Source organism: Streptomyces sp. NP-1717 (assembly GCF_022695985.1).
Classification (GTDB): domain Bacteria; phylum Actinomycetota; class Actinomycetes; order Streptomycetales; family Streptomycetaceae; genus Streptomyces.
Genome location: NZ_JAAPBF010000239.1, coordinates 1 through 11,106 on the forward strand (window position 1 = coordinate 1; position 11,106 = coordinate 11,106).

Consider the following 11,106-nt stretch of genomic DNA (forward strand, 5'->3'; position numbering starts at 1 on the left):
TCACCAAGGTCACGCTGACCAAGGACGCCCCGTCGGTCTCGCTGTCCAAGCAGGGCGGCAACTCCGGTGAGATGCGCGTCAATCTCAGCTGGCAGGTGCGCAAGCAGTTCAAGGGCTGGGGCGCCAAGCTGGGGCGGGCCGTCGCCATGCACGGCGACCTCGACCTCGACCTGTGCGCGCTCTACGAACTGACCGACGGCCGCAAAGGCGTCGTCCAGGCACTCGGTAATGCCTTCGGGGCGCTTCACCAGCCGCCCTTCATCCATCTCGACGGCGACGACCGCACCGGCGGTTCGGCCAACGGCGAGAATCTCAGCATCAACCTCGACCACAAGAACCAACTGCGCCGCGTCGTCATCTTCGTGACGATCTACGAAGGGGCGCGCAGCTTCGCCGATCTCGACGCGACGGTCACACTCCAGCCGCGGAACGGGGCGGCGATCGACTTCTCCCTCGGCGAGTGCACGGTTCCCTCGACGGTCTGCGCGCTCGCATTGATCACCAATACCGGCTCCGATCTGCTGGTTCAGCGCGAAGCGCGTTTTCTCGTACCCGAACGCGGAGTCAGCCCGCAGCGCACCATCGACTACGCGTACGGCTGGGGCATGAACTGGACCCCTGGCCGGAAGTGACACCTCCGCCGTCTCCGTCCCCGGCCACCACGGCCGGGTTCAACGCTCCGGTGCGGCCTGCGGACGGGCGTACGTACGCCCCTTCCAGGCCGCACCGCGGCCCCGGTAGTGCCGCACGGCCGAGTCGACGGTCATCAGGAGATAGAGCAGGGCGGTGAAGGGCAGCAGGGGAGCGAGCCAGAGCGACTGCCGGTAGTACCGCAGCACCGGTACGTACGTCCCTGCCATCACCGCCCACGCCACGCCGCCCAGCAGACCGGCCGGCGTGTCACCGCCCGCCAGGCCCGCGTACACCGCCGCGGGCGGCGCCAGATAGACGACCGCGAGCCCGGCCACGGTGCCGATCAGCAGCAGCGGGTTGTGCAGGAGCTGGGCGTACGCGCTGCGCGCCACCATCCGCCACAGATCGGCCAGTCGCGGATACGGGCGCACGCTGTCCACCCGCTCCGCGAGACCGAGCCAGATCCGGCCACCGGCCTTCCGCACCTCCCGGGCCAGCGACACGTCGTCGATCACGGCCTGCCGGATGGAGTCGGGGATCCGCGCCCGCTCGGCGGCCCCGGTCCGCAGCAGTACGCACCCGCCGGCCGCCGCCGCCGTACGCGCCCCCGCCTTGTTCACCCGGCGGAACGGGTACAGCTGCGAGAAGAAGTAGACGAAGGCGGGCACGATCAGCCGCTCCCACGCGGTCGCCACCCGCAGCCGCGCCATCTGGGAGACCAGGTCGAGACCGTTCGTCGTCGCGGCGGCGACCAACTCACGGAGGCTGTCCGGCTCATGGGCGATGTCGGCGTCCGTCAGGAGGAGGAAGTCGGGCCGCTCCGCCCGCGCCAGTTCGATGCCGTGACGCAGCGCCCACAGCTTCCCCGTCCAGCCCGGCGCCGGCTCGGGCGGCGAGAGGACCGTCAGCGGCAGCCCGCCCAGCCGGTCGGCCAGCTCCCTGGCCAGCGCGCCCGTCCCGTCGGTGCTGGAATCGTCGACGAGGAAGATCTCCGCCCGCCCCGGATAGTCCTGCGCCAGCAGCGACGGCAGACTCACCGGCAGCATGTCCGCCTCGTCACGCGCGGGCACGACCAGCGCGACCGACGGCCACACCGGCGGAGCCTCACGCGGCGGCAGCCGCTGATCCGTACGCCAGAAGAATCCCTGACCCAGCAACAGAAAGCCCCAGGCGGCCAGCGAGGCCGCGGCGATCCAGGCAATGGCGCTCATTCGCCGCAGTCTGCCCCAGATCGGCGGGACCGCAAGGCCCGTCGTCTAAGGTGACCGGGTGAAGATCGCGCTGATGGACTCCGGCATCGGGCTGCTCGCCGCCGCCGCCGCAATGCGCCGGCTCCGGCCGGACGCCGGTCTCGTCCTCTCCTCCGACCCCGGCAGCATGCCGTGGGGGCCGCGTACCCCCGACGACGTCGTCGCGCGCGCGCTCACGGTGGCCCGCGCCGCCGCCGCGCACCGGCCCGACGCGCTGATCGTCGCCTGCAACACCGCCTCGGTGCACGCCCTGCCCGCGCTGCGCGCCGCCCTGGAACCGGGTCTCCCCGTCATCGGCACCGTCCCCGCGATCAAGCCGGCGGCGGCCGGCGGCCGGGCCATCGCGATCTGGGCCACCCCCGCCACCACCGGCAGCCCCTACCAGCGCGACCTCATCCGCACCTTCGCCGCCTCGGTCGACGTCACCGAGGTGCCGTGTCCCGGTCTCGCGGACGCCGTGGAGCACGGCGACGAGGCGGGCATCGACGCCGCCGTCGCGGCGGCGGCGCTGCGCACACCGAGCGAGGTCAGGACCGTCGTCCTGGGCTGCACCCACTACGAACTGGTCGGTGAGCGCATCCGCGCGGCCCTGCGCCGGCCCGGCCTGGACGATGTCGCACTCCACGGCTCGGCCGAGGCCGTCGCCGCGCAGACGCTGCGCCGGCTCGGCGACATACCGCCGCCCGCGGCCACCGCGGAGCCCGGCGACCTCACCGTCCTGCTGAGCGGTCACCACTCCCCGCTGCCCGACACGGCGCTGACCTACGCGGAGGGCCGCCTGCTCGCCGCCGTCACCCAGGCGCACTAGGGCTGTCCCGTAATCCCTGGTGGATCGGCGCGCGGCGTCAGATGCGGTGCGGCGCAAGGCGGAGGGTCCTCCTCATACCGGGCGTATTCCGGCGTTCCGACAACGCAGCGAGGTGCCGTAGCTGTCGTCGTGCGCCCGCCAGGGATTACGGGACAGCCCTTAGGGGCTGTCCGGGAAGTCGCGCCTGGCCCGCGTCGCCCGGTACGGCACCTCGCCGCGTTGTAGGACCCGGCCGGGTATGCCCGGTACGAGTCCGGTCCTCCGCCTTGTGATGCAGCGCACCAGCCGCCGGATCTGTTGTCGGAGTCACTCATTCCGGACCCCTTCGCGGCGGTGCCCGCCGGCCGGATCGTGAGTACGCTGCACCCATGACGGAGCACCCCCGGCGAGGGGGGCCTGGCACAGTGCCCCTCCCCGAAACCTGGACCGGCCGAGCCACCAACCGTTTTCAATGGCTGTTCGCGGTCGTGGGCGCGGCCTGCCTCGCTCTCGGCATCGAGCTCGCGATCCAATCCTCCTGGGCCACCGGCGTCGTCGCGCTGGCCGCGTCGGTGGTCGGCTGTGTCGCCGCCGGACTGCTGATCCTCTTCGGCACGCTGGCCTTCGTGCACGTACACGTCAAGGTCGATCACGAACACCTGGAAGTGCGCTGCGGACACATCGGACTGCCGCGCCGCCGTATCCCGCTCGCCCACGTGACGGGCGCGGACTTCGCACCCAGTGTCACGCCCCGCCAGTGGGGCGGCTGGGGCTACCGCTGGCGGCCCGAGCAGGGCACGGCCGTGGTGGTACGGCGCGGCGAGGGCGTCGTACTGAGCCTCGGTGACGGCAGGACGTTCACGGTGACGGTCGACGACGCCGAGGCCGCGGTCCGCGTCATCCGCGACCGGCTCCGCGGGGCGGCCACCGGGACGGTACGCCTCACCAAGCCGGGCTTCGGCCCGGCCGAGATCTGAGAGCCCGGCAAGGGGGTGTCCGTGAAGTAGCGCCGTCCGCCCGTAGGGCGGGGCTCGCGGCGGCTGGTGCGGTGCATCGCAAGGCGGAGGGCCGGACTCGTACCGGGCGTACTCGGCCGGGTCCTACAACGCGGCGAGGTGCCGTGCCAGGCGCCGCGGGCCAGGCGGGACTTTGAAGACAGGCCCGAGGGGCCCTAGCTCCGGTCGTCCGGTGGTCGAGCCGTCGCCAGGCCCGCGAGGATGCCGGCGCCCGCCGTCACCGGGGTGAAGCTCAGCGCGTTGCCCACGGTCGCCACGGCGGCCAGCGCCGTCAGCGCGGCCCCGGCGCTCAGTACGACAGGCGTGGCGCGCGGCGAGCGCCACAGCGCGTACAGGAGCCAGCCGAACACCGCCCCCAGCAGCAGCGCACCCGCGACGCCCTGCTCCGCCGCCAGCTGGAACGGCGCCGAGTGCGGTTTGCCGTCCGAGTCCAGCGACTCCAGCGCCGTGGGGCTCAGATCGCCGAACCGGTCGGGCCCGGCGCCCAGCAGCGGATTCTCCCGTACGAGATCCACCGCGTCCTCCCAAAGAAGCACCCGGTGCGTCGTGAGCTGCCCCTCCAGCGACGACGCCAGCCCTTCCGGCAGCGCCTGGACCGCCACCGCCCACGAGACGCCGACCATCAGGCACGTCGCGACCACGAAACCCGCCATGCCCAGCGTCCGGTGGCGCATCCTCGCCGCGGCCAGCGAGCAGAGCAGCACTCCCACCGCCGCCACCAGCCCCGCCACCGAACCGAGCACCGGACCGCTCGCCGCGCCCACCGCGGCGACCACCAGCAGCGCGTTCCGCCGCCCCGGCGACTCCGCGGCGGCCGCCGCGCAGCACGCGGCGCCCACGGCGAGGACCAGCAGCGCGGCCACCGCGCCCGTGTCGCCCGGCGGCGCCGCGCTCTCGGCCGTGGCGCCCGGTACGCCCTGACGGGCGGCGACGGCCATGACGTACGCGAGGACGGCCAGCGCGAGCGCCGTGGCGACCGGCACCAGGGAGCCCGCGATCCGTCCGCAGGTGTAGCCGGCGGCGACCGCGAGGACGGCCAGCAGCACACCCTCGGGTCTGCCCTCCCGGCCGGCCGCGCTCACCAGGGCCCACACCGCGCAGCCGACGAGGACCGCGGTGCCCACGATGTCGGCGGTGCCGCCGCGCTCACGTGCGACGGACCGGCTTGCCGGTACAGCCACCCCGCAGACCCCCCGCCCCGAGACGGCCCTGCCGACGAGAGCCGGATCGACCGGGGCTCACCGCACCCGCCCCAGGGCTGGCGCACACGGTAACGGCACGAGGGGGGTTCTGTGGACAGCTCGTGCGGAAACGATGCGGCGGGAAGCGCCGGGGACCTGTCCGGCGGCCCTCCCGTATCCCGGCCGGACTGCCGCCCTCCGCAGGCGCCACCGTAGACTCCGCCGGGTGAGCACCACCATCACCCCCGTCGAACCCACCGAGCCCGCTCCCGTGCCCGGGGGCAGGCGATGGCCGCGCCGGTTCGTACGGCCCGGCGCCGCGGCACTCTCCGGGCTGCTGCTCTTCGCGAGCTTCCCGCCCCGTCCGCTCTGGTGGCTGGCGCTGCCCGGATTCGCCCTGCTCGGCTGGACCCTGCGGGGCCGCCGCCCGCGCGCCGGCTTCGGTCTCGGCTTCCTCGCCGGTCTCGGCTTCCTGCTGCCGCTGCTGAAGTGGACGGGCGAAGAGGTCGGCCCGCTGCCGTGGGTCGCGCTCGCCGCCGTGTCGGCGCTGTTCATCGGCGCCGTGGGGACGGGGATCTCGGTCGTGTCCCGGCTGCCCGCGTGGCCGGTGTTCGCCGCCGCCGTATGGATCCTGGGCGAGGCCGCGCGCGCCCGGGTGCCGTTCGGCGGTTTCCCCTGGGGCAAGATCGCCTTCGGTCAGGCGGACGGTATGTTCCTGCCGCTCGCGGCGGTGGGTGGCACGCCGGTACTGGGGTTCGCCGTCGTGCTGTGCGGCTTCGGTCTCTACGAGGCGGTGCGTCTGCTTCTCGCCCGCCGCGCCGCCACCGCCGCTCCCGATCCCGCCCCCTCCACCGACCCTGAACCCGCCCGCCGGGACGGGGCCGCGCCGCGGCCGGTCCCGCGCGCCGCCGTGGCCGTCGCCGCGCTCTCCGTGCTCGTCCCCGTCGTGGGCGCCCTTGCCGCGCTGCCCCTCGTGGACGACTCGGCCGAGGACGGCACCGCGACCGTCGCGGCGATCCAGGGCAATGTGCCGCGCCTGGGCCTCGACTTCAACGCCCAGCGCCGCCAGGTGCTCGACAACCACGCCGCGCGCACCGAACAGCTCGCCGCCGACGTCAAGGCCGGCAAGGAGCCGAAGCCGGACTTCGTCCTGTGGCCCGAGAACTCCTCGGACCTCGACCCCTACCGCAACGGCGACGCCCGCCTCGTCATCGACGACGCCGTCAAGGCGATCGGTGTGCCGACGGTGATCGGCTCCGTGCTCTCGCCCGACACCGGCACACTGCGCAACTCACTCATCAAGTGGGATCCCGAGGAGGGGCCCGTCGCGGAGTACGACAAGCGGCACGTCCAGCCGTTCGGCGAGTACATCCCGATGCGTTCCTTCGTACGGATCTTCAGCTCCGACGTCGACCGGGTGCGACGCGACTTCGGGCCGGGCGACAAGGTCGGCGTGTTCGACCTCGCGGGCACCAAGGTCGGCCTCGCCACCTGCTACGAGGCCGCGTTCGACTGGGCGGTGCGCGACACCGTGACCCACGGGGCGCAGCTCATCACCGTACCGAGCAACAACGCCACGTTCGGACGCAGCGAGATGACCTACCAGCAGCTCGCGATGTCCCGCGTACGGGCCGTCGAGCACAGCCGGGCCGTCGTCGTCCCCGTCACCAGCGGTGTCAGCGCGATGATCATGCCCGACGGCGAGGTCGTCGACCAGTCGAAGATGTTCACGCCGGACGCCCTGGTCCGCGAGATGCCGCTGCGCTCCTCGCGGACGCCCGCCACCACGATGGGCACGCTGCCCGAGGCGCTGCTCGTCGCGGTCGCCGCCGGCGGTCTCGGCTGGGTGGGCGCGCGGACCGTACGCGCCCGCCGCCGCCCCGCTTCCGACGGCATGAGCTGATACCGGCGCATAGGGTTCGTGGCATGGGAACGCCAGACTTCATCCGTGAGATCCGTGCCACCGCCGGGCACCAGCTGCTGCTCCTGCCGGGAGTCAGCGCGATCGTGTTCGACGACGAGGGCCGGGTGCTGCTGGGCAGACGCGCCGACACCGGCAACTGGTCGGTCGTCGGCGGGATCTCGGAGCCGGGGGAGCAGCCCGCGGTGACGGCGGAGCGCGAGGTGTACGAGGAGACCGCCGTGCGCTGTACGGCGGAGCGGATCGTCCTCGTCCAGGCGCTGCCGCGGCCCGTCACCTACCCCAACGGGGACCAGTGCCAGTACCTCGACATCACGGTGCGCTGCCGCGCGACCGGCGGGGAGGCCAGGGTCAACGACGACGAGTCCCTGGAGGTCGGCTGGTTCTCCGTGGACGCGCTGCCCGAACTCCCGGAGTTCGCGCTGTTCCGCATCAAGCAGTCGCTCACCGACGGACCCACCTGGTTCGACCGGGGGACGGGCACCGCCTGACGAGAAGCCCCCGGCTACGTCCCGTACGGCGGCGGCCATGCCCCCGTGTCACTGGAGCGCGTGGACCGCCGCCGCGAAGACCGTGGGGAGGCGGGCCGCCGCGGGCACGATCAGGCGGGCCGCCCCGGGGCTCCGGGTGAGGCCCAACAGGCCCTCGGTGAGCAGCCGGTGACGTCTCGTCAGTTTCGACCAGGCCGCCGGGTACGTCTGCGGACGCCCCTCGACCAGCGCGCGCACCGCCGCACCGGCCGTCGACAGGGCCAGGGCGACCCCCTCCCCGGTCAGCGCGTCCACATACCCGGCGGCGTCACCGACGAGCAGGACCCGGCCGGCCAGCGGACGGCTCACCCGCTGCCGCAACGGCCCCGCGCCCCGTACACTGCTCGCCGCGCGCTCACCCAGCAACGGCGCCAACTCCGGGAAGCCGGCGAGGTGTTCGGCGTAACCGCGCCGCTCGCGGCTCAGCACGGCCACACCCACGAGACCGTCCCCGACCGGCGTCACATACGCCTCGCCGTGCCGCGACCAGTGGACCTCCACGAAGTCCGACCACGGCGCGACATGGAAGTGCCGCCGCAGACCGTAACGCGCCGGCGCGCGGTCCGGCAGCTCCAGACCGAGGCCGCGGCGGACCGGCGAGTGCAGCCCGTCGGCGGCGATCAGCCACCGCGCCGTCCTGCCCGCGGCGACGATCCGGTCGGCGCCCTGCCACACCTCACCGACCTTGCCCCGGACCGTCTCCACGCCGAGCGCGTCCGCCCGGCGCCGCAGCGCCGCGTGCAGTTCCGTCCGGCGGACACCGAGACCCGTACCGTCCCGGAACAGCGCCTCGGCGTCGCGCGTGCCGTCCCGGTAGCGGATGCCGCGCAGTTCGCGTCCCGGCACCTCGACACCCATCGCGGCCAGCGCCGCCACGCCGCCCGGCATGATGCCCTCCCCGCAGGCCTTGTCCACCGGGGACGTACGCGGCTCCACCACCACGGCCCGCAGCCCCGCCCGCGCGGCGTGGATTCCGGCGGCGAGACCGGCGGGACCACCGCCGGCGATCAGGACGTCGATCACGCGGGCACGCCCGCCGACGCACCGGCCGGCGCGCGGGCGGGGGCGACGGCGAGCGCCGTGTTCTCGCACCGGATCCGTACAACCATGAGGACGGCGTTGAGCCCGGTGAAGACGGCGGCCGTCACCCACGCGCCGTGTACCAGCGGCAGCGCCAGGCCCTCGGCGGCGACGGCGACGTAGTTCGGGTGGCGCAGGAGGCGGTAGGGGCCGCCGGACACCAGCGGCAGACCGGGCACGACGATCACCCGTGTGTTCCAGCGCGGCCCGAGCGTCCCGACGCACCACCAGCGCAGTCCCTGCGCCGCGACGACGGCCCCCACCATCGTCCAGCCGAACGCGGGCACGAACTCCCGCCCGGCCAGGGCCGTTTCGCCGAGCGCGCCGGCCAGCAGGCCGGTGTGCAGGGCCACCATCGCCGGGTAGTGCCCGCGCCCGGTCTCCGTACCGCCGCGCTCCAGACTCCAGCGGGCATTGCGCCGGGCGACGACGAGTTCGGCGATCCGCTCACCGGCGACCGCCAGCACCAAGGCCGTGTACCACCACATGTCGTTCTCCAACTCACCAGCGGATCAGTACGAGTTCGCAGCAGAAACCGGGGCCCATCGCGATCATCAGGCCGGGGCTGCCCGGCTCGGGGGCGGACCGGGCGAGCGTGTCGCGCAGCACGTGCAGGACCGATGACGACGACAGGTTCCCCACCTCGGACAGGGAGCGCCAGGTGACGTCGAGGGCGCCCCCGGGCAGGGCGAGCGACTCGCTCACGGCATCCAGCACCTTCGGGCCGCCCGGGTGGCAGACCCACCCGGTGATGTCGCCGGGCGTCAGACCGTGCTCCGCGAGGAACGCCCGTACGTCGTCGGCGAGGAAGCGGCGGACGAGATCGGGCACCGCCGGATCGAGGACAACCTGGAAGCCGGAGCCGGTGATGGCCCAGCCCATGACATGGCCGGTGTCCGGGTACATCCTGCTGCGCGTGGCGACGACCGAGGGACCGGCCGCCGGCGCACCCTGCCAACCGGACGGCGCGGGAAAACGCTCGCCCACCGCGACGAGGGCCGCCGCCCCGTCCCCGAACAGCCCGCTCGCCACCAGATTCGCCATCGACGCGTCGTCGCGCTGGAAGGTGAGCGAGCACAGTTCGACCGACAGGAGCACGGCCACCTGGTCGGGCCAGCCGCGCAGATAGTCGTGGAGCCGCGCGACGCCCGCCGCTCCCGCGACACAGCCGAGCCCGAAGACGGGCACCCGTTTCACGTCCGGGCGCAGTCCCAGGCGTCCGACGAGCCGTGCGTCCACCGAGGGGGCCGCCACGCCGGTGACGGAGGTGAACAGCAGCAGATCCACGTCCCGGGGCCGGAGCCCCGCCGTACGGAGCGCTCCGCGCACCGCGTCGGCCCCCAGATCCCCCGCGACCTCGATGAAGACGTCGTTGGCGGCGCCGAAGCCGTCGATCTTGGCGTAGTCGTCCAGCGGCAGCGCCATGTGGCGCGAGCGGACCCCCGCGCTCGCGTGCAGCCGGTCGAGTACGCGCCGGTCCGACCCGGCCGGCAGGCAGGTGCCCGCCACCATGTCGGTGATCTCGGACTGGGTGTGGCGGTAAGGAGCCAGGACGCCGTGCACGGCGGCGATTCGGGTCATCGATTCCAGCCCGGTGATGTCATAACAGGCCCAACACCCGCGGGGCCGGATGAGACACCGTAAGTCGCCCGTCCGGCTGGCACGCCGACGGAGCCGGCGCGCCTACGATCGGCGCGTGGACGCCGAAGTGGACCCGGTGACGAAGACGCGCGCGGCCGGGACCGGTTGCGCTCCGCCCCCGCGCCGGGCGCGACGGCCGGGCGCGCTCGCGAGGGCCCTGGCGCTGTCCTGCCACCCCGGACCGGTCGCCGCCGTCACCACGCTCACCCTCGCGCTCGCCGTCACCGCGGGCCACGGCGCGGGCCGTTGTCTGCTGATCACCGCGGCGGTGCTGACCGGCCAGCTCTCCGTGGGCTGGTGCAACGACGCGTACGACGCCCGTCGCGACAGCGCCACCGGCCGCCCCGACAAGCCCGTCGCGGCGGGGACGGTCGGCGAAGGGGCGGTGTGGGCCGGGGCGTTCGGGGCACTCGCGCTCTGCGTGCCTCTCTCACTGGCCTGCGGGGTGCTCGCCGGCACCGCGCATCTGGTCGCGGTCGCCGCCGCGTGGGCGTACAACCTGCGCCTGAAGGCCACCCCGCTGTCCTGGCTGCCGTACGCGATCGGATTCGCGAGCCTGCCCGCGCTCGTCTCACTGAGTCTGCCGGGCGGCCCCTGGCCGGCCTGGTGGGCCGCCGGCGCCGGTGCGCTGCTCGGTGTGGGGGCACACCTCGCGGACGTGCTGCCCGACATCCGGGCCGACCTGGCCAACGGCGTACGAGGGCTTCCGCACCGACTCGGAGCCACCGGCACCCGGTTGCTGCTCCCTGTACCGCTGGTCGCGGCGTCGGTGGTGCTGACGCTGGGCCCGCCGGGCCGTCCCGGCGCGGGCGCCGTACTCGTCCCGCTGGCCGCCGGGGCGATCGCCGCCACGGGTCTGGTGCTCGGCCGCCGCCGGGTGAAGGCGCCCTTCGTCGGGGCGGTGGCCGTGGCGGCGCTGGACGTGGGGCTGTTGATGGCACACGGAGCCGGCGTCAGCTGATCCCCGGTTCCCCGAACTCCCCGGTCCCTGTGGAGCCCTGGTCCCCAGGGGGTGTCTTGCCGATCTTGCCGGGCTCGCGGGGTCTGGCACGCACGTTCGCCGCGTC

At 73.9% G+C, this 11,106-nt stretch carries 10 protein-coding genes and 1 pseudogene; 6 read left to right on the forward strand and 5 right to left on the reverse strand.

All coding sequences use genetic code 11. The features are described from left to right. Nucleotides 1-632 (forward strand): annotated as a pseudogene (locus tag GXP76_RS30415) (Tellurium resistance); the annotation flags it as partial. A gap of 39 nt (nucleotides 633-671) precedes the next feature. On the opposite strand, the gene GXP76_RS30420 reads toward GXP76_RS30415, so the two are convergent. Further along, complete coding sequence (locus tag GXP76_RS30420) at nucleotides 672-1,844, reverse strand: glycosyltransferase (protein ID WP_242574838.1); 1,173 nt, start codon at nucleotides 1,842-1,844, stop codon at nucleotides 672-674. A gap of 58 nt (nucleotides 1,845-1,902) precedes the next feature. Here GXP76_RS30420 and GXP76_RS30425 point away from each other — a divergent pair, with 58 nt between their 5' ends. Continuing rightward, nucleotides 1,903-2,691, forward strand: coding sequence for a glutamate racemase (locus tag GXP76_RS30425; RefSeq protein WP_242574839.1), 789 nt, complete (start codon nucleotides 1,903-1,905; stop codon nucleotides 2,689-2,691). A gap of 368 nt (nucleotides 2,692-3,059) precedes the next feature. Further along, on the forward strand, nucleotides 3,060-3,647 hold the full coding sequence (locus GXP76_RS30430) for a hypothetical protein (protein ID WP_242574840.1): 588 nt from the start codon (nucleotides 3,060-3,062) through the stop codon (nucleotides 3,645-3,647). A 194-nt stretch (nucleotides 3,648-3,841) separates the two neighbouring features. On the opposite strand, the gene GXP76_RS30435 is transcribed toward GXP76_RS30430, so the two are convergent. After that, the gene (locus GXP76_RS30435) at nucleotides 3,842-4,867 is read right to left on the reverse strand and encodes an O-antigen ligase (RefSeq protein ID WP_242574841.1); all 1,026 of its coding nucleotides are present in this window, start codon (nucleotides 4,865-4,867) and stop codon (nucleotides 3,842-3,844) included. A gap of 226 nt (nucleotides 4,868-5,093) precedes the next feature. Between GXP76_RS30435 and lnt the strand changes: the two genes are divergently transcribed. Both lnt and GXP76_RS30445 read left to right on the forward strand, forming a co-directional pair. Further along, entirely contained in the window at nucleotides 5,094-6,770 is a 1,677-nt protein-coding gene (gene lnt, locus GXP76_RS30440; protein WP_242574842.1) for an apolipoprotein N-acyltransferase, read from the forward strand. A gap of 23 nt (nucleotides 6,771-6,793) precedes the next feature. Continuing rightward, a complete protein-coding gene (locus tag GXP76_RS30445; RefSeq protein ID WP_242574843.1) occupies nucleotides 6,794-7,279 on the forward strand; it encodes an NUDIX domain-containing protein in 486 nt (161 codons plus the stop codon). 48 nt (nucleotides 7,280-7,327) lie between these two features. Here GXP76_RS30445 and GXP76_RS30450 read toward each other — a convergent pair whose 3' ends face one another. Genes GXP76_RS30450 through GXP76_RS30460 form a run of 3 tightly spaced genes read right to left on the reverse strand, consistent with a single transcriptional unit; the run spans nucleotide 7,328 to nucleotide 9,979 of the window. Further along, nucleotides 7,328-8,341 (reverse strand): NAD(P)/FAD-dependent oxidoreductase, encoded by a 1,014-nt coding sequence (locus GXP76_RS30450; protein WP_242574844.1) that lies wholly within the window; start codon nucleotides 8,339-8,341, stop codon nucleotides 7,328-7,330. Beyond that, complete coding sequence (locus GXP76_RS30455; protein ID WP_242574846.1) at nucleotides 8,338-8,886, reverse strand: isoprenylcysteine carboxyl methyltransferase family protein; 549 nt, start codon at nucleotides 8,884-8,886, stop codon at nucleotides 8,338-8,340. The genes GXP76_RS30450 and GXP76_RS30455 overlap by 4 nt, the downstream gene beginning before the upstream one ends. Nucleotides 8,887-8,899: 13 nt before the next feature. Next, nucleotides 8,900-9,979, reverse strand: coding sequence for a type III polyketide synthase (locus GXP76_RS30460; RefSeq protein WP_242574845.1), 1,080 nt, complete (start codon nucleotides 9,977-9,979; stop codon nucleotides 8,900-8,902). Nucleotides 9,980-10,094: 115 nt separating this feature from the next. Here GXP76_RS30460 and GXP76_RS30465 point away from each other — a divergent pair, with 115 nt between their 5' ends. Continuing rightward, nucleotides 10,095-11,000, forward strand: coding sequence for a UbiA family prenyltransferase (locus GXP76_RS30465; RefSeq protein WP_374363163.1), 906 nt, complete (start codon nucleotides 10,095-10,097; stop codon nucleotides 10,998-11,000). Nucleotides 11,001-11,106: the final 106 nt, after the last annotated feature.